The sequence below is a fragment of the Pseudomonas sp. LH21 genome, assembly GCF_036549575.1.
Taxonomy (GTDB): Bacteria; Pseudomonadota; Gammaproteobacteria; order Pseudomonadales; family Pseudomonadaceae; genus Aquipseudomonas; species Aquipseudomonas peradeniyensis.
In genome coordinates, this window is the sequence record NZ_CP144367.1 from 399,367 (window position 1) to 417,867 (window position 18,501).

The following is an 18,501-nucleotide window of genomic DNA, read 5'->3' on the forward strand; positions in this document are numbered from 1 at the left end:
TCAAGGCAGGTAAGAAATGAGCGCTATCAACGTCTTCCAGCAAAACCCCGGCGCCGACGCCAAGGCCCAGTCGCCGCTGCACCATGCCGACCTGGCCAGCCTGGTCGGCAAGGGCCGCAAGAACGCAGGCGTGACCCTGCGCGAGAAGAAACTCCTCGGCCACCTCACCCTCCGTGGCAATGGCCACGACCAGGCCTTCGCCGGCGGCGTGCACAAGGCCCTGGGCCTGGAGCTACCGGTGGCCCTGACCGTGGTCGCCAACAACGAGATGTCGCTGCAATGGGTGGGCCCGGACGAGTGGCTGCTGATCGTTCCCGGCGGCCAGGAGTTCGCCGTCGAGCAGAAACTGCGCGACGCCCTCGACGGCCAGCACATCCAGGTGGTCAACGTCAGTGGCGGGCAGACCCTGCTCGAACTGCGCGGCCCCAACGTGCGCGACGTGCTGATGAAATCCACCAGCTATGATGTACACCCGAACAACTTCCCGGTCGGCAAGGCCGTCGGCACTGTGTTCGCCAAGTCGCAGCTGGTGATCCGCCGCACCGCCGAGGACACCTGGGAGCTGGTGATCCGCCGCAGTTTCTCCGACTACTGGTGGCTGTGGCTGCAGGACGCGTCGGCCGAATACGGCCTGGCCATCGAAGCGTAAGGAGCATTACCCATGAGTCGGGCACCGGACACCTGGATTCTCACTGCCGACTGCCCGAGCATGCTCGGCACGGTCGATGTGGTGACGCGTCACCTCTACGAGCAGCGCTGCTACGTCACCGAGCACCATTCCTTCGATGACCGGCTATCGGGGCGGTTCTTCATCCGCGTGGAGTTCCGCGTCCCGGATGGCTTCGACGAGGATGCCTTCCGTGCGGGGCTGGCCGAGCGCAGCGGGGCTTTCGGCATGGCCTTCGAGCTGGTCGCGCCGAATCACCGGCCCAAGGTGGTGATCATGGTGTCCAAGGCCGACCATTGCCTGAACGACCTGCTGTACCGCCAGCGCATCGGCCAGCTGGCCATGGACGTGGTCGCGGTGGTGTCCAACCATCCTGACCTGGAGCCGCTGGCGCACTGGCACAAGATTCCCTACTACCATTTCGCCCTCGACCCGAACGACAAGCCGGCGCAGGAGCGCAAGGTATTGCAGGTGATCGAGGAGAGCGGTGCCGAGCTGGTCATTCTTGCCCGCTACATGCAGGTGCTGTCGCCGGAGCTGTGCCGGCGGCTGGATGGCTGGGCGATCAACATCCACCACTCGTTGCTGCCGGGGTTCAAGGGCGCCAAGCCGTATCATCAGGCCTACAACAAGGGCGTGAAGATGGTTGGCGCCACGGCGCACTACATCAACAACGACCTGGACGAAGGGCCGATCATCGCCCAGGGCGTCGAGGTGGTGGACCATGCGCATTATCCCGAGGACCTGATTGCCAAGGGGCGCGATATCGAGTGCCTGACACTGGCGCGGGCTGTTGGTTATCACATTGAGCGGCGGGTGTTTCTTAACGCCAATCGGACTGTGGTGCTTTGACGATAGCCGGGGCTGCTGCGCAGCCCTTTCGCGGCACAAGGCCGCTCCTACAGGGATCGCATTCCCTCTGTAGGAGCGGCCTTGTGCCGCGAAAGGGGCGCGCAGCGGCCCCAGCTTTTCCCCTGCCGCAAAAAGACATCCCCCTGTCGCATCCAGTCACCGCCCCACCTCCCATCCAGCCCACAATCCCCTTCATCCAGTAACACAGGCCGCCCACGGAAAGGCGGCGCTTTCCACCACCGCTGCATAAATACAAATCAAGCGAGGTAAGAAGCATGTCTGGTAACCGTGGAGTGGTGTATCTCGGCGCGGGCAAGGTCGAGGTGCAGAAGATCGACTACCCCAAGATGCAGGACCCGCGCGGCAAGAAGATCGAGCACGGCGTCATCCTCAAGGTGGTCTCCACCAACATCTGCGGCTCCGACCAGCACATGGTCCGCGGCCGCACCACCGCCCAGGTCGGCCTGGTCCTGGGCCACGAAATCACCGGTGAAATCGTCGAAATGGGCCGTGACGTCGAGCGCCTGAAAATCGGTGATCTGGTGTCGGTACCCTTCAACGTCGCCTGCGGCCGCTGCCGCTCGTGCAAAGAGATGCACACCGGCGTCTGCCTCACCGTCAACCCGGCCCGCGCCGGTGGCGCCTACGGCTATGTCGACATGGGCGACTGGACCGGCGGCCAGGCCGAGTATGTGCTGGTGCCCTACGCCGACTTCAACCTGCTGAAACTGCCGGACCGCGACAAGGCCATGGAGAAGATCCGCGACCTGACCTGCCTGTCCGATATCCTTCCCACCGGTTACCACGGCGCCGTCACCGCCGGTGTTGGCCCGGGCAGCACCGTCTACGTCGCGGGCGCCGGCCCGGTCGGCCTGGCCGCCGCTGCGTCCGCCCGCCTGCTGGGCGCCGCCTGCGTCATTGTCGGCGACCTCAACCCGGCCCGGCTGGCTCACGCCAAGTCGCAAGGTTTCGAAGTGGTCGACCTGTCCAAGGACACTCCGCTGCACGAACAGATCATCGATATCCTCGGTGAGCCGGAAGTGGACTGCGCCGTCGATGCCGTTGGCTTCGAGGCGCGCGGTCATGGGCATGAAGGTGCCAAGCATGAAGCTCCTGCCACCGTGCTCAACTCGCTGATGCAGGTGACTCGCGTGGCCGGCAAGATCGGTATTCCGGGCCTGTACGTGACCGAAGACCCGGGCGCGGTGGATGCCGCCGCCAAGATCGGTGCCCTGAGCATCCGCTTCGGCCTGGGCTGGGCCAAGTCCCACAGCTTCCACACCGGGCAGACCCCGACCATGAAGTACAACCGCCAGCTGATGCAGGCGATCATGTGGGACCGCATCAATATCGCCGAAGTGGTGGGGGTACAGGTGATCAACCTCGACCAGGCGCCGGAAGGCTATGGCGAGTTTGATGCAGGGGTTCCCAAGAAGTTTGTGATCGACCCTCACAAGATGTGGGGTGCGGCCTGATTCGCTAAGCGATGCCCCTCCCAGTGAGGGGCATTTTTTTACTCGTCAATCACGCCTGATTGTAGAGCCCGCCCGCACCACAGCACTGGAGTCGTTCGGATCGACGGCCCTTCTGGCCAACTGTTGTCCCCAAAGAGTCAGGCCGTTACGACGATTCTGCAGGTTGTTCAGATGAGTAGGACTGAAAGGGCTGGTCGGGCCATACATTGCGTTGGCTGCCTCCACGGTGAAAATTTCATTGCTCAATTCAAGGAAGCTATCCAGGTTGGTTCTTGTGACATGCACCGTGGCTGGGCCTTTGTGCGGATCGGCGATCACCTCGAAAAGCTCAGTGGTCTGTTTTCTTGTACGGGTAGAGTTAACAGCTCGGTGTTGCGCAGTTTCGCCTTGTCCAATAATCTCGATGGTCGTTGTGGTCAGCGTTTCCTGATGGTCTACCGTGAAGCGCTGTTTGATGGGAGTGCGCTTGCTCCTGAGAAACCTGGGGGCTTTGGGCACGACTTCGGCGATTGGTGGCGCAGCCTTGATAAGTGTCTGCACATGCCCGCTCGGGTCGGAATAATTGATCGGGTCGGCGCTGCAGTACACATAAGCGTTTAGCCCTCCCCTCCCAAACGGACTCCAGCTGTCGGGTGAGTGAAACCGCATCAATACCGGGGAGTATGCGCGGTAGCCGTTGCCAAGCAGATAGCACGCCGTTACGGGCTCAACACACTCGCCATTGAATCCGAGCAGTGTCCCGAAGGCCTGTATTTCCAGGGCGTGACCATAAGCGGTATAGGCATGGTTTTGCTCAGACGTTTCATTGAGCCTGGCCAACACCGAACCTTTGCTGTCGGTTGCAAGCAGGCCAGCACCGCAGGCTGGGTTGTTTGCCAGCGGCCTGTCGGTATTGCGCAGAATGCTGTGCAGTTGGCCATCTTTGTCGAGGTGCTTCATGCAGGGCTCCTGTTTGTAACCAGGGACTGATTGGCGTTGCAGCAGACTATTGACCAAGTGTTGGGTGTGCGGCTACTGGCAGAAATGACAGGCACATGCAGCCCCGGGCCTGTACGTGACCGAAGACCCGGGCGCGGTGGATGCCGCCGCCAAGATCGGTGCCCTGAGCATCCGCTTTGGCCTGGGCTGGGCCAAGTCCCACAGCTTCCACACCGGGCAGACGCCGACCATGAAGTACAACCGCCAGCTGATGCAGGCGATCATGTGGGATCGCATCAATATCGCAGAGGTGGTGGGAGTGCAGGTGATCAGCCTGGATCAGGCGCCGGAGGGGTATGGCGAGTTTGATGCGGGGGTGCCGAAGAAGTTTGTGATTGATCCGCATAGGACGTTTAGTGCGGCGTGATTGGCTGTTGAAATTCTATTTATAAGATAAGCAAAGCCCCTTGTAGGGGCTTTGTGACTTTCTAAGCTTTAATGGCTTGAAAGGTAAGCAGGTGTGGTGTTGTATTTATTGACGCTATGAGCGCACTTTTCCGGTATCATCGACCAAACTGGATTCAGCGGCGGAGAATGACCGGTTATAAACTTCCGTCCCCAGCTCTTTTTGGTAGCCAGCTAAGGTGGTGTTGAGGTCTTTTATCTGTTGGATCAGATTTTTCCTAGTGGCGAGCATTAGGTTGTAATCGGCTTTCTTCTTTAGGTTTTCTTCGGCTAATTTCATTTTTTTATTATTTGCGCTTTCAAGATCTCTCTCGCTAATTTTTACTTTTTGTCCAGCGCTGTCGCGTGAGCCAATGCCGTAATTTGCATCTACGTGACTTAGTCGTGTAGGTGCGTTGTCAATATATTGTTTTGTTTTTGTTAGGTCGGCATCAATCTGTTTTATGGATGATTGAAGTTTTTCATTCTGCTGTAGGATGGATTTTATTTCTGTTTCTCTCGGTAACTGTCGTCTGTTGGCTCTCATCATATGCCCCGAGGGATCGACATAGTTAATTGGGTCGCCAGCGCAATAGCTATATGCATTGATTCCGCCTGATCCAAATGGACTCATGTCGTCTGGAGAGCTGAAGCGCATCAACGCAGGGCTGTAGATTCGGTAGCCATTCCCGAGTGAATAGCACCCCGTTGCTGAACGAGGCTCGCCGTTGAATCCAAGCAGTGATGCCGATGTTGGGTTGGATGGCTCGTACCCATAGGCTGAGTATGAGTAATTGATGTCATTTGAACTTCCAGTAATGCGTTGGACCGAATTTTTCGAATCCGTGACCAAAAGCATCGATTCTGGGTGGTCTTTACGTCTTTGTGTCATAGGACCTCCGATACCGTTAGCCTGCTGACTTGTGACTTTGCGGCGGCGGTGAACAATCAGCAACTAGCAAAAATACCAGGTATCTGGACGTTTCCTACTTGTTCGCAAGGTGTTTCTTACAGATTGTGCATGGTCGAGAGAATTACCTTACGTAGTCTGTCGGTTTGCGTCTGATTGTCCGGAGAATCTCTACCCAATAGGCTTTCTCGGTCGCTGTCGGTTCAGCGATCGGGTGTGGAAACCCGGCAGTCACGACCCACTGTCGTCATGGCAGTTGTGCACGGGAGGCCTTATGGCCTACCGGGTTACTCGTGACCGGTTTTCCACCCCGTGTACAACTGCCGCCCTACGTGTGGAAACGGACGGGAGCAGTTCAACCACACGAGTGACTGCCATGAAAAAAATCGTTCCCGACCCGCCCCACCAATTCGCCTTACCCCCCGACAAATCCCTCGCCCGCGCCATCCACGACGGTGTCGTGCCCATGGAATACGTGCTGGCCAACGTCTCCCACTACCTGATGTTCGCCTTCAGCGACAGCCACCGGGCGCTGGACCGCATCGAGGACGAGGAGACGCGGCAATTGCTCAAGCTTGGGCTGCGGGCCATGCAGATCGCCTGGGGGCAGGCGGATGCGCTGGCCAGTGCGGTGGAAAACAGAGCTGGCCAGTAAATGTCCATCGCGGGGCAAGCCCGCTCCCACGAATGACCCAGCGCTGCGTGGGAGCGGGCTTGCCCCGCGATAAGGCCCTTGCAATGAACACCGATGGCCGGCCCGGAACAAACCCCTGGCATTCCAGTCCAACCCCTCGTTTCCCGGCCATTCCGGCCGCCGAGGTCCCTCCCGATGAAAGCATTCACCCTGGTAACCCTGATGACCCTGGCCGCAAGCCCGGTGTTCGCCTTCAATCTCAGCGACGCGGCCAATGCCGTCTCGGCCATGCAGAACCAGAATCAACAGGGCCAGGTGCAGGCCCCGGCTGGCCAGGCCAACTTGCTCAACACCTTGGGCAGCGAATTGAAGATCACCCCCGAACAGGCCATTGGTGGCGCCGGGGCGATGTTGGGGCTGGCGCGCAACAACCTCAGCGGTGACGACTATGGCCAACTGACCAAGGCTGTGCCGGGGCTGGACCTGCTGTCCGGCACCAATGCGCTGGGTGGGTTGAGCGGGCTGGGGCAGTTGCTGGGCAGTGACAAGAACAGCTCTGCACTGAGCAATGCGCTGGGCGGAGAGGTGCAGAACCGCAACGACCTGGACACCGCGTTCAAGGCACTGGGCATGGATACCGGGATGATCGGGCAGTTCGCGCCGTTGATCCTGCAGTACCTGGGGCAGCAGGGGATTGCCGGGTCGTTGTTGCAGAACCTGGGGAGCCTGTGGAACACCCCTGCGCCGTTGAGCCAGCCATCGGTTTGAGTGCCAGACGCGGGTCCTGTAGGAGCGGCCTTGTGCCGCGAAAGGGCTGCGTAGCAGCCCCGGGATTGATGCATCAACGCTGAAACCCTGGGGCCGCTGTGCGGCCCTTTCGCGGCACAAGGCCGCTCCTACAAGGGACAGCGAAATGCTGTAGGCGCGGGCTTCAGCGCATCTCGGCGCGCAACTGCTCGATCCGCTGGTCCTTCTCCAACCACAGCTGGTTCACCCAGGCCTGCACGGTCTGGCGGAAGGCCGGGTCGTTCTCATAGTCGCCCTCGCTCAGCGCCGGGTCCAGCTCGCGCACGCGGATGTCGATGATCACCCGGCTGATGCTGCCGTTGAGCAGGTCCCAGAACCCCGGCGCCTTGTCGCCCGGGTAGACGATGGTCACATCGAGCAGCGCATCCAGCTGCTCGCCCAGCGCCGCCAGCACGAAGGCCACGCCGCCGGCCTTGGGCTTGAGCAGGTGGCGGTAGGGCGACTGCTGCTGTTGGCGCTTGGCCTCGGTGAAGCGGGTGCCTTCGAGGTAGTTGACCACGGTCACCGGCTGGCGCTTGAACAGCTCGCAGGCGGCCTTGGTGATCTCCAGGTCCTTGCCCTTGAGTTCGGGATGCTTGTCGAGGAAGGCCTTGCTGTAGCGCTTCATGAACGGGTAATCCAGGCCCCACCAGGCCAGGCCCAGCAGCGGCACCCAGATCAGCTCCTTCTTGAGGAAGAACTTGAAGAACGGCACGCGGCGGTTGAGGCTCTCGATCAGCGCCGGGATATCGACCCAGGTCTGGTGGTTGCTCACGCACAGGTACGAGGTGTCCTGGCGCAGGGTGTCGACACCGCGGATATCCCACTGGGTGGGGATGCACAGGGCGAAGATGGCCTTGTCGACTTCCGACCAGGTTTCGGCGATCCACATCACCGCGGCCGACGCGTAGTCGCGGCCACGGCCGGGCAGTACCAGCTTGAGCAGGGCGAAGACCAGCAACGGGCCGATCAGCACCAGGGTGTTGAGCAGCAGCAGGGTGAGGGTGAGGATGCCGGTCAGCAGGCGACGCATAAAGGGACTCTTGTTGTGTAAGGTGAACGGTTGGCAATGATAAGCAGGGTCTGGCCCTTAGCCAAACGTCGTACGTCCATTAACTGGGACAAATGTTTCACATTGTGTTGTTTAACCTTTGCCGACGAACCTATCCTGCCTGCGCAGTCTAAGCACTGACCCCTCTCAAGGAAGCCTGCCCCGTGAAACCCCTGCTTGCCCTGCTGTCCCTTCTGGCGCTGCCGGTGATGGCCGCCGAGCCCACCCTGTACGGCCGCTACGAGAACATCGCCCTGCCGGAGATCGGTGAAACCCTGAAGGCCAAGATGGACACCGGTGCCTACACCGCGTCGCTGTCGGCCAAGGATATCGAATTGTTCACCCGCGACGGCGAGGACTGGGTGCGTTTCCGCCTGGCCACCAAGGATGCCAATGGCAAGGTCTACGAACACAAGCTGGCGCGCATCAGCAAGATCAAGAACCGCGCCGACGAGGAAGAAGAAGGCGATGCGCCCGAGCTGTCGCGCCGCCCGGTGGTCGACCTGGAACTGTGCCTGGGCGACGTGAAGCGTACCGTGGAGGTCAACCTGGTCGACCGCAGCAGCTTCAACTACCCGCTGCTGGTGGGCGCCAAGGCCCTGCGCGAGTTCAAGGCGGCGGTGAACCCGGCGAAGAAGTTCACGGCGGGCAAGCCGGACTGCTGATTTCGCATTGGGGGCGCTTCGCGCCCCTTTCGCGGCGCAAGGCCGCTCCTACAGGTATTCGCGTTTCCCTGTAGGAGCGGCCTTGTGCCGCGAAAGGGCCCGCAAAGGCAACAAGGATTGCGTGACCATCGCGGTTTGCCTCAAAGTCCAGCCTTTGCCCCAGCAAGGCCGGACGCCATGCCCCACATCCTCATCGTCGAAGACGAATCCGCCATCGCCGACACCCTGGTCTACGCCCTGCAGGCCGACGGCCACAGCACCGAGTGGGTGAGCCTCGGCAGCGCCGCCGTCGAGCAGCAGCGCCTGCGCCCGGCCGACCTGGTGATCCTCGACATTGGCCTGCCCGACATCAGCGGCTTCGAGACCTGCCGCCAACTGCGCCGCTTCAGCGAGGTGCCGGTGATGTTCCTCAGCGCCCGCGACGCCGAGATCGACCGGGTGCTGGGCCTGGAGATCGGCGCCGACGACTATGTGGTCAAGCCCTTCAGCCCCCGTGAGGTGGCCGCGCGGGTGCGGGCCATCCTCAAGCGCATGACGCCCAGGTTGGAGGTGGCCAGCGAAAGCGCGCCGTTCCAGCTCGACACCCTGGCCATGCGCATCAGCTACCGTGGCCAGGCGCTGACGCTGACCCGCCACGAGTTCCGCCTGCTGCAGAGCCTGCTCGAGCAACCGCGCCGGGTATTCAGCCGCGAACAGCTGCTCGACGGCCTGGGCGTGGCCTCGGACGTCGGCTACGAGCGCACCATCGACAGCCATATCAAGAGCCTGCGCGCCAAGCTGCGCCAGGTCGCGCCCGACGCCGAGGCGATTCAGACCCACCGCGGCCTGGGCTACAGCTACAGCCCGGAACACGCCTGATGCGCCTGGGAATTCGCATCTTCCTGGTGTACTTCCTGTTCGTCGGCCTGGGCGGGCTACTTTTTGCTCAACACGGTGCGCGAGCAGATCCGCCCGGTGGTGCGGCAATCCTCGGAAGAAACCCTGGTGGACACCGCCAACCTGCTGGCCGAGATCCTTCACGACGATGTGAAGAACGCCACCCTGACCCAGAGCCGCCTGTCGCAGGTGCTCGCCTCCTATGGCGAGCGGCGCCCCAGCGCGCAGATCTGGGGGCTGGCGAAGAACCAGGTCAGCCACCGCATCTACGTGACCGACGCCAAGGGCATCGTCCTGCTCGATTCCAGCGGCCAGGACCTGGGCAAGGACTACTCGCGGTGGAACGATGTCTACCTGACCCTGCGCGGGCAGTACGGCGCCCGCTCGACCCGCAGCGACCCGGACGACGAAAGCACCTCGGTGATGCATGTGGCGGCGCCGATTCTCGACCAGGGCCAGATCATCGGCGTGGTCACGGTGGCCAAGCCCAACAGCTCGTTGCAGCCCTACATCGACCGCTCCGAGCGGCGTCTGCTCACCCTCGGGCTGGGGTTGATCGTGCTGGGACTGCTGGTCGGCGCGGCGTTGTCGTGGTGGCTGACCCGCTCGCTGCGCCGGCTCACCCATTACGCTCAGGCGGTCAGCGAGGGCGAGCGCGCCGCGCTGCCGCACTACAAGGGCGGCGAGCTGTTGCAGCTGGCCACGGCGGTGGAGCGCATGCGCACCCAGCTGGAGGGCAAGGCCTATGTCGAGCGCTACGTGCATACGCTCACCCATGAGCTCAAGAGCCCGTTGGCGGCGATCCGCGGTGCCTCGGAGCTGCTGCAGGGCGACATGCCGCAAGAGCAGCGGGCGCGCTTCGCCGGCAATATCGAGCGTGAGAGCGAGCGCCTGCAGCAGATGATCGAGCGCCTGCTCAACCTGGCGCGGGTCGAGCAGATGCAGGCACTGGAAGATGAACAGCAGGTGGCGGTGGCGGCGCTGATCGACGAGCTGCTGCTGGCCCATGGCGCGCGGATCGACGGCGCCGGCCTGCAGGTGCGCCAGCGCATCCCGGCGGGTATCAGGTTGCTGTGCGATCCGTTCCTGATGCGCCAGGCGTTGGCCAACCTGCTGGACAACGCGCTGGATTTCACCCCCGAGCGAGGCGCGCTGGCCTTTGAGCTGGAGCGTGACGGCGAGCGGGTGGCCCTGAGCCTGTTCAACCAGGGGCAGGCGATTCCCGAGTACGCCCTGGGGCGGGTCAGCGAACGGTTCTATTCGTTGCCAAGGCCCGGGACCGGACGCAAGAGCACCGGGCTGGGGCTGAACTTCGTGGCCGAGGTGATGCAGCTGCACGGCGGGGCGCTGGCGGTGGATAACGTCGAGGGTGGGGTGCGGGTGCGACTCTGGCTGCCTGCGCGACGATACAGCTGACGGCCACGTCCCTGTAGGAGCGGGCTTGTCCCGCGATGAGGCCAGCCCAGGCAACATCACTGCCTGATCGGTCAAATCGCGGGACAAGCCCGCTCCCACAGGTTTTCTGCTGATTACGCCAATCTCCACACAATCTCCACATTCCCTCCCCGAGGGCTCCACGCGGCGGGCAGACACTGCCCCCATCGCAAACGGAGCCCAACCCCATGAACAAGACCCTAGGTTTCAAGCTTGGCCTGATCGCCGTGCTGATCCTGCTGCTGCTGATTCCCCTGCTGATGATCGGCGGCCTGATCGACGAGCGCCAGCAACTGCGCAACAACGTGCTGGGCGAGATCGCCGCGAGCTCCAGCTTCGACCAGCTGGTCAGCGGCCCGATACTGGTGGTGCCCTATCGCAAGTACGAGCGGCGCTGGATCGACAAGGACGGCACGAGCGTCCAGGAGACCACCACGATGCACGGCAATCTTTACTTCCTGCCGGAAACCTTCGCGATGGATGTGGGCGTCGATACCGAGCTGCGCGCCCGCGGCATCTACCAGGCGCGGCTGTTCCATGCCAAAAGCCAGATCAGTGGTCGTTTCAAGCTGCCAGAGCGCTGGGGGATCGAGAAGGACTACGACGACTACCGCTTCGACAAGCCGTTCCTGATGGTCGGCATCAGCGACATTCGTGGTATCGAGAACAGCCTGGAGCTCACCCTGGATGACCAGCGCCTGCCGTTCGAGGCCGGCAGCGGCGTCGACTGGTTACCCGGTGGCGTGCATGTGGCCCTGCCCCAGTTGAGCGACCAGAAGGCCCGCGAGTTCGACTACGCCTTCGACCTGGCGCTGCTGGGCACTGGCCAACTGGCGGTGCTGCCGGTCGGCCGCAGCACCACGGTGGACATGCGCGCCAACTGGCCGCACCCGAGCTTCGTCGGCAGCTACCTGCCCAGCCGCCGTGCCATCGATGAGAAGGGCTTCAGCGCCCACTGGCAGACCTCGTTCTTCGCCACCAACCTGGAAGAGTCCATGCGCCTTTGCGCGACCGTCGGCAAGTGTGGCGAATTCAACGAGCGTGCTTTTGGCGTCAGCTTCGTCGACCCGGTGGACCAGTACCTCAAGAGCGAACGGGCGATCAAGTATGCGCTGCTGTTCATCGCCCTGACCTTTGCCGGCTTCTTCCTGTTCGAGGTGCTCAAGAACCTCAGCGTGCACCCGGTGCAGTACATCCTGGTGGGCGTGGCCCTGGCGTTTTTCTACCTGTTGTTGCTGTCGCTGTCCGAGCACCTGGGGTTTGGCCTGGCCTATGGGCTGTCGGCGTCAGGGTGCGTGCTGCTGATTGGCTTCTACCTGGTTCATGTGCTGCGCAGCCTGGGGCGTGGGATTGGCTTTGCGGCGGGGCTGGCGGCGTTGTACGCGATGCTCTATGGGCTGCTTAGCGCCGAGGATTACGCGTTGCTGATGGGCTCGCTGCTGTGCTTTGGCCTGCTGGGCGTGTTCATGGTGCTGACCCGGCGGCTGGACTGGTCGCGGGTGGGGAGGGGGGTATGAGGGAGGATAGAGAGATCGGGCGGTGGTTGGCCCTTAAGATTGGAATGCTGTTTCCTGTAACACCGAGGTGAGACCTTCGCGGGTAAACCCGCTCCCACAGGATCTGTACTGTACCTGTGGGAGCGGGTTTACCCGCGAAGAGGCCCTTCAGCCTTGCGGCGCAGTGGCTAGCATCGACGCCCGCTGGCTGACCTCGGCATACCATGCCGCCAACCCAGGCTGCTGCTCACGCCAGCCAAACGCCGGCTGGCGCAGGTCCAGATACCCCAACGCACAAGCCACGCCAATCGCCGCCAGGTCGAACCCCGAGGCCAGCTCCGCTAGGTGCTCCTGTTCAAGATTGGCCAAGCTGCGGCGGATCTTCTCGCCCTGCGCCTGCACCCAACCGTCCCACTGCTTGTCCGTCGGGCGCAGGAAGGTCTCGTAGCGGGTGGCCACCGCCGCGTCCATGATCGCGTCGGCCTGGGAGGCCAGGGTCAGCCGGCGCCAGCGTGCCGAGCCCTCGCGGGGGATCAGCGGCAGGCCGACGTGCTGGCTGTCGAGGTATTCACAGATCACCCGGCTGTCGTGCAGCACGCTGCCGTCGTCCAGGCGCAGGGCCGGGATCTTGCCGATCGGGTTGCCCTGGTTGAGCTGCGCATCGCCGTTCACCGGGCTGATGTTCACGCCCTGCACGGTGACGCGGTCCAGCTGGCCGGTCTCGTGCAGCACGATCATCACCTTGCGCACGAACGGCGACAGCGGCGAATGGAACAGGATCATGGCTCAGTTGCCCTGCAGGCTGGGTGGCAGGCACACGCCGGTGCCGCCGATACCGCAGTAGCCTTGCGGGTTCTTGGCCAAGTACTGCTGGTGGTAGGCCTCGGCGAAGTACACGGTCGGCGCCTGGGCGATCTCGGTGGTGATCTCGCCGAAGCCGGCCTTGCCCAGCTCGGCCTGGAAGGCGGCCTTGCTCGCGTTGGCTTCATCGAGCTGCTGCGGCGAGGTGCAGTAGATCGCCGAGCGGTACTGGGTACCGACATCGTTGCCCTGGCGCATGCCCTGGGTCGGGTTGTGCAGCTCCCAGAACATCGCCAGCAGCTCGCGGTAGCTGACCCGGTTCTTGTCGAACACCACCAGCACCACCTCGGTGTGGCCGGTCAGGCCCGAGCAGACTTCCTCGTAGGTGGGGTTGGGGGTGAAACCGCCGGCATAGCCGACCACGGTGCTGACCACGCCTTCGCGCTGCCAGAAACGGCGCTCGGCGCCCCAGAAACAGCCCAGGCCGAAGATGGCGAAGTCGATGTCGCCTTCGAAGAACGGGCCGAGCAGCGGCGTGCCTTCGAACACGTAGTGGAACTCGGGCAGGGTCATCGGGGTTTCGCGGCCAGGCAGGGCCTGTTCTGCGGTGGGCAGGACGTTTTTGTTCACCAGGATTTCCGAACGCAGGGTCATGGCCGTTCCTCTATTTGATATTCAACAACCTGGGGCCGCTTTGCGGCCCTTTCGCGGCACAAGGCCGCTCCTACAGGGGGACACATGATCCCTGTAGGAGCGGCCTTGTGCCGCGAAAGGGCTGCAAAGCAGCCCCGGCAGGCAAGTGATGTCTATAGTGCCCGAGCTTTACGCCGCTGTCAGTCCACCGGACCACGGGGATAGCGGCGCAGTTTCTCGTTCAGCTCGCGCCCCGGGATCGGCCGGTCGAACAGGTAGCCCTGGCCGACGTCGCAGCGGTGCCGGCGCAGGAACGCCAGCTGCTCGGGCGTCTCGATTCCTTCGGCGACCACCTTGAGCTTGAGGTTATGGGCCATGGCCACCACCGCCGAGGTGATCTCCATGTCGTCCTGGTTGTCGGGGATCTCGTTGATGAAGCTGCGGTCGATCTTGATGATGTCGATCGGGAACTTCTTCAGGTAGCTCAGCGACGAGTAGCCGGTGCCGAAGTCGTCCATGGCCAGGGTCAGGCCCAGGGCCTTGAGCTCGTCGAGCTGGCGGTGGGTGTCCTCGGTGGCTTCCAGCAGCAGGCCTTCGGTCAGTTCCAGCTCCAGCAGGTGCGGCGGCAGGGCTTCTTCCTTGAGGATGCTGCCGATCGAACTGACCAGCTCGGGGTCGGAGAACTGCTTGGGCGACAGGTTGATGGCCACGTGCAGGTTGCCGAAGCCGGCTTCGCGCAGCTGCTGGCTCATGCGGCAGGACTGGCGCACCACCCACTTGCCGATGGGGATGATCAGGCCGGTTTCCTCGGCCACGCTGATGAACTGGTCGGGGCGGATCATGCCGCGCTCGGGGTGGTTCCAGCGCAGCAGCGCCTCCAGGCCGAGCAGGCGGCCGCTGCGCAGGCACAGCTTGGGCTGGTAGAACACTTCCAGTTCGTTCTGGGTCAGGGCGCGGCGCAGGTTGTTCTCGACGAACAGCTTGTAGCTGGCCTCGGCGTTGAGCACTTCGGTGAACACCTGGACCTGGTGCTTGCCGTTGGCCTTGGCCTTGTGCAGGGCCAGGCCCGCGTTCTTCATCAGGGTGGCCGGGTCGCTGCCGTGCAGCGGCGCGCAGGCCAGGCCCACGGAGGCGGTGACGTTGATCAGCTGGTTGTCGACGAACATTGGTTTGTCGAGGGTGCGCAGCAGCTGGTGGGCGACGCCCTGGCCGTCTTCCAGGTTGGTGTCGTCCAGCAGCACGGCGAACTCGTTGCTGGCGAAGCGCGCCAGGCTGCCGCCGTTGGCCAGGCTGTTGCGCAGGCGCCGGGCCAGGCTGATCAGCAGCTTGTCGCCGGTCTGGTGGCCGAGGCTGTCGTTGATCCGCTTGAAGTTGTCGATGTCCACCAGCAGCAGGCAGATGGGGCTGGCGCTGTCGCGGGCGAAGCGCTCGTCGAGGTTGCGGATGAACGCCGGGCGGTTGCCCAGGTTGGTCAGGTTGTCGGTGTAGGCCAGGCGCTCGATGCGCTGCTGGGCCAGCTTGGTCTGGGTGACATCCTCGTAGATGCCGATGTAGTGGGTCAGCTCGCGGTTGTCGCCGTACACCTTGGAGATCGACAGCTGGCCCCAGTAAGGCTCGAGGTTCTTGCGCCGGCTCTTGAACTCGCCCTGCCAGCTGTTGCCCATGGCCAGGCTCGACGGCGAGTCGAACAGCAGCTCGCTCAGGTTTTCCAGCGCCGGCAGTTCGGCCAGGTGATGGCCCTGGACCTCCTCGGTGCTGTACTGGGTGATCGCGGTGAAGCTGGGGTTGACGTATTCCACCACGCCGTCGCGATTGACCAGCAGGAAGGCGCTGGCGCTCTGTTCCACGGCGCGCTGGAACAGGTGCAGGGCGCTGGCGGCGGTACGCCGGTTGTGGTTGTTGATGACCTGGGCGAACTGGTCGGCCAACTCGCCGGCGAAGGCGATCTCGTCCGACTGCCAGGCCCGTGGCTGGCCGGTCTGCTCCAGGCACAGCACGCCGACCACCTGGCCGTCGATGCGGATACTGGCATCGAGCATGGCGTTGTCGTCGGTGCTGTACAGCGATTCGGCCATCTCGCGGGTGCGCGGGTCGTGGCTGGCGTTGTGGGCGTCGATGGCGCGGCTGGCGTGCAGGGCTTCCAGGTAGTCCGGGAAGCGGCTGGCGTCGATCGCCTCGGGCATGCGGTGCTGCTGTTCGCGGCGGTACCAGGCGCTGATCGGCTCCAGGCGCTGGTCGTTCAAGTACCAGATGCTGGCGCAGTCGACCTTGTAGATCTCGCAGGCGCTGCGGGTGATCAGCTCGGCGGCCTCGAGCAGCGAGTTGCCGATGCTGTAGCGCTGGCGGGCCAGGCGCAGGATCAGGTCCTGCTGGGCGCGGACCCGGTCCAGGTGTTCGAGCTGCTCCTGCTGGGCGCGCTGGTTCAGTTGCAGGGCCAGTTGCAGGCGGTTGTTGCGCGACTCCAGGTCATTGGCGTCGAGGTCCGGGGTGTCCTGGCGGTGGTCGTCGAACACTGTCAGGTAGCCGCGCAGCAGCTGGCGGTTGTGCTGCTTGTAGCTCTCCCCGACCTCCAGCAGGCGCAGTGGCGCCGGGCAGGCGTGCAGGGTATAGCGCACCCGGTAGTAGCCGCGCTGGGCCAGCTGCAGCTGGATCTCGTCGTGCAGCTTGTAGCGTGCTTCCGGCTCCATGAGGCTGGCGTAGGGCGAGCCGATCAGGGCGCAGAGTTCGGCGGCGGGCAGGCCGAACTGGCGGTCGCAGGCCGGGTCGAGGTAAAGCATGGCCCAGCTGGCTTCGTTCAGCCGCTCGAAACGCAGCATGCCGAGCCGCGAGGGCACGGGTAGCTGCGTCACGACCTCGGCCGCCACACGGCTGGCGGCATCGGGTTGGCTTTTCATCGAAGACTCGCTTGAACTGGGGCGCGGCCTGGAGCACGGCGCATCGGGCAAGGTTGCATCATGTCCCGTGGGCTGGCAAGCGGCCATGGGGGATGCTGTGAACAGGTTGTCGGCTGCTCTCGCAGAATCTGTAGGACCGGCGGGCGGCAGACTATCGCATCCCCCTGTAGGAGCGGCCTTGCGCCGCGAAAAGGAGGGCGCAGCGTTCCCGGCAATCCCAAGGCAAAAAAAGCCCCGCCAATTGGCGGGGTTGAGGTACGAGCGTGGCAGCTCGAAAACGGGGCTGCCCCTCCGGGGAGGGGCAGCGTGCAGCGTTACAGCAGCATGGTGCGGATATCGCCCAGCACGTCGCCCAGGCGCTTGGTGAAGCGCGCGGCGGCGGCGCCGTTGATCACACGGTGATCGTAGGACAGCGACAGCGGCAGCATCAGCTTCGGCTGGAAGGCCTTGCCGTCCCAGACCGGCTGCATGGTGGCCTTGGACACGCCGAGGATCGCCACCTCAGGCGCGTTGACGATCGGCGTGAAGCCGGTGCCGCCAATGTGGCCGAGGCTGGAGATGGTGAAGCAGGCGCCCTGCATCTCGTCGGCCGAAAGCTTCTTGGTGCGGGCTTTCTCGGCCAGCGCGGCAGCTTCGGCAGCCAGTTGCAGCAGGCTCTTCTGGTCGACGTTCTTGATCACCGGGACCAGCAGACCGTCCGGGGTGTCCACGGCGAAGCCGATGTGCACGTACTTCTTGCGGATGATCGCCTTGCCGCTTGGCGCCAGCGAGCTGTTGAAGTCCGGCAGTTCCTTGAGCAGGAAGGCGCAGGCCTTGAGCAGCAGCGGCAGCACGGTCAGCTTGACGCCCGCTTTCTCGGCCACGGCCTTCTGCGCGACGCGGAAGGCTTCCAGCTCGGTGATGTCGGCGGAGTCGAACTGGGTCACGTGCGGCACGTTCAGCCAGCTGCGGTGCAGGTTGGCGGCACCGACCTGCATCAGGCGGGTCAGGGCCACTTCTTCCACTTCACCGAACTTGCTGAAGTCCACGGCAGGGATCGGCGGGATGCCGGCGCCGCCGGTCGCACCGGCGGCTGCCGGCGCTTCCTTGGCCTTCTGCATCATGGCCTTGACGTAGACCTGCACGTCTTCCTTGAGGATACGGCCGTGCGGACCGGTGGCGGCAACTGCGCCCAGGTCGACGCCGAATTCACGGGCCAGCTGACGAACGGCCGGGCCTGCGTGGACCTTGGCGTTGCTGCCGGCGGCCGGCGCGGTGGCGACCGGAGCTGGAGCAGGCGCAGCAGCAGCCGGCGCGGCGGCGGCAGGTGCAGCGGCTGGGGCAGGAGCGGCAGCCGGAGCAGCAGCGGCCGGAGCCGGCGCTGCAGCAGGGGCGGCGCCTGCGGCCTTGATCTTGAAGATCAGGTCGCCGGTGCCCACTTCGTCTTCCAGCTTGCACAGCACGGCTTCGATCACACCGGCGCTAGGCGACGGGATTTCCATGGAGGCCTTGTCGGACTCCAGGGTGATCAGCGACTGGTCGGCTTCGACGGTGTCGCCGACCTTGACCATGACTTCGATGATCTTGGCCTTGCCCGACGAACCGATGTCCGGCACGTGGATGTCCTGCACGCTGGCGGCAGCCGGGGCTGCTGCAGGCGCAGGTGCGGCTTCAGCGGCCGGCGCTGGAGCGGCAGCAGCTGGTGCCGGAGCGGCGGCGGCCGGAGCCTCAGGCGCCGCAGCGGCGCCCTCGACTTCCAGGACCAGCAGCTCGTCGCCTTCTTTCAGGCGGTCGCCCAGCTTGACCTTCAGTTCCTTGACCACACCGGCCTTCGGCGCGGGGATCTCCATGGAGGCCTTGTCGGACTCCAGGGTCAACAGGCTCTGGTCAGCCTCGATACGGTCACCGACCTTGACGAACAGCTCGATGATTTCACCTTCACCGCTGCCGATGTCAGGTACGCGAATGAGTTCGCTCACTTAAAAA

Annotated in this window: 15 protein-coding genes and 2 pseudogenes; 10 read left to right on the plus strand and 7 right to left on the minus strand. The window is 63.6% G+C overall.

Going from position 1 to position 18,501, the window contains the following annotated elements; genetic code table 11:
- Positions 1–16: 16 nt before the first annotated feature.
- From VUG52_RS01940 to fdhA, 3 genes are all read left to right on the plus strand, one after another.
- Entirely contained in the window at positions 17–649 is a 633-nt protein-coding gene (locus VUG52_RS01940) for a sarcosine oxidase subunit gamma (protein WP_050703441.1), read from the plus strand.
- Between the two features lie 12 nt (positions 650–661).
- A complete protein-coding gene (purU, locus tag VUG52_RS01945; protein ID WP_050703442.1) occupies positions 662–1,519 on the plus strand; it encodes a formyltetrahydrofolate deformylase in 858 nt (285 codons plus the stop codon).
- Positions 1,520–1,794: 275 nt separating this feature from the next.
- Positions 1,795–2,994 carry a formaldehyde dehydrogenase, glutathione-independent gene (fdhA, locus tag VUG52_RS01950; protein WP_050703443.1) on the plus strand — a complete coding sequence of 400 codons (1,200 nt, stop codon included), beginning with the start codon at positions 1,795–1,797 and terminating at the stop codon, positions 2,992–2,994.
- Positions 2,995–3,039: 45 nt separating this feature from the next.
- On the opposite strand, the gene VUG52_RS01955 is transcribed toward fdhA, so the two are convergent.
- Complete coding sequence (locus tag VUG52_RS01955; protein WP_050703444.1) at positions 3,040–3,933, minus strand: RHS repeat-associated core domain-containing protein; 894 nt, start codon at positions 3,931–3,933, stop codon at positions 3,040–3,042.
- Positions 3,934–4,036: 103 nt separating this feature from the next.
- Between VUG52_RS01955 and VUG52_RS01960 the strand changes: the two are divergent.
- A pseudogene (locus VUG52_RS01960) lies at positions 4,037–4,339 on the plus strand (formaldehyde dehydrogenase, glutathione-independent); the annotation flags it as partial.
- A 114-nt stretch (positions 4,340–4,453) separates the two neighbouring features.
- Here the strand turns inward: VUG52_RS01960 and VUG52_RS01965 are convergent.
- Entirely contained in the window at positions 4,454–5,248 is a 795-nt protein-coding gene (locus tag VUG52_RS01965; protein WP_082337610.1) for an RHS repeat-associated core domain-containing protein, read from the minus strand.
- Positions 5,249–5,642: 394 nt separating this feature from the next.
- On the opposite strand from VUG52_RS01965, the gene VUG52_RS01970 reads away from it, so the two are divergent.
- Together VUG52_RS01970 and VUG52_RS01975 are read left to right on the plus strand one after the other, a co-directional pair.
- On the plus strand, positions 5,643–5,921 hold the full coding sequence (locus tag VUG52_RS01970) for a hypothetical protein (protein ID WP_062572570.1): 279 nt from the start codon (positions 5,643–5,645) through the stop codon (positions 5,919–5,921).
- 174 nt (positions 5,922–6,095) lie between these two features.
- Positions 6,096–6,668, plus strand: a complete 573-nt coding sequence (locus VUG52_RS01975) for a DUF2780 domain-containing protein (RefSeq protein WP_050703447.1) — start codon at positions 6,096–6,098, stop codon at positions 6,666–6,668.
- A 163-nt stretch (positions 6,669–6,831) separates the two neighbouring features.
- Here the strand turns inward: VUG52_RS01975 and VUG52_RS01980 are convergent, their stop codons facing one another.
- Positions 6,832–7,719, minus strand: coding sequence for an acyltransferase (locus VUG52_RS01980; protein ID WP_050703448.1), 888 nt, complete (start codon positions 7,717–7,719; stop codon positions 6,832–6,834).
- A 182-nt stretch (positions 7,720–7,901) separates the two neighbouring features.
- Here VUG52_RS01980 and rloA2 point away from each other — a divergent pair, with 182 nt between their 5' ends.
- The 4 genes and pseudogenes from rloA2 to creD all read left to right on the plus strand — a co-directional run bounded on the left by rloA2 (position 7,902) and on the right by creD (position 12,229).
- Entirely contained in the window at positions 7,902–8,402 is a 501-nt protein-coding gene (rloA2, locus tag VUG52_RS01985; RefSeq protein ID WP_050703449.1) for a retropepsin-like aspartic peptidase RloA2, read from the plus strand.
- Positions 8,403–8,579: 177 nt separating this feature from the next.
- Positions 8,580–9,260, plus strand: coding sequence for a two-component system response regulator CreB (creB, locus tag VUG52_RS01990; RefSeq protein ID WP_050703450.1), 681 nt, complete (start codon positions 8,580–8,582; stop codon positions 9,258–9,260).
- Positions 9,260–10,694, plus strand: a pseudogene (creC, locus tag VUG52_RS01995) (two-component system sensor histidine kinase CreC). The gene creB and the pseudogene creC overlap by 1 nt, the downstream one beginning before the upstream one ends.
- Before the next feature lie 206 nt (positions 10,695–10,900).
- A complete protein-coding gene (creD, locus tag VUG52_RS02000; protein WP_050703452.1) occupies positions 10,901–12,229 on the plus strand; it encodes a cell envelope integrity protein CreD in 1,329 nt (442 codons plus the stop codon).
- Positions 12,230–12,376: 147 nt separating this feature from the next.
- On the opposite strand, the gene VUG52_RS02005 is transcribed toward creD, so the two are convergent.
- The 4 genes from VUG52_RS02005 to aceF form a co-directional block, all read right to left on the minus strand.
- A complete protein-coding gene (locus VUG52_RS02005) occupies positions 12,377–12,991 on the minus strand; it encodes a glutathione S-transferase N-terminal domain-containing protein (protein ID WP_050703453.1) in 615 nt (204 codons plus the stop codon).
- A gap of 3 nt (positions 12,992–12,994) precedes the next feature.
- A complete protein-coding gene (msrA, locus tag VUG52_RS02010) occupies positions 12,995–13,663 on the minus strand; it encodes a peptide-methionine (S)-S-oxide reductase MsrA (protein ID WP_050703454.1) in 669 nt (222 codons plus the stop codon).
- Between the two features lie 179 nt (positions 13,664–13,842).
- Positions 13,843–16,536, minus strand: coding sequence for a putative bifunctional diguanylate cyclase/phosphodiesterase (locus VUG52_RS02015; RefSeq protein ID WP_050703455.1), 2,694 nt, complete (start codon positions 16,534–16,536; stop codon positions 13,843–13,845).
- Positions 16,537–16,850: 314 nt separating this feature from the next.
- Complete coding sequence (gene aceF / locus VUG52_RS02020) at positions 16,851–18,494, minus strand: dihydrolipoyllysine-residue acetyltransferase (protein WP_050703456.1); 1,644 nt, start codon at positions 18,492–18,494, stop codon at positions 16,851–16,853.
- Positions 18,495–18,501 lie beyond the last annotated feature (7 nt).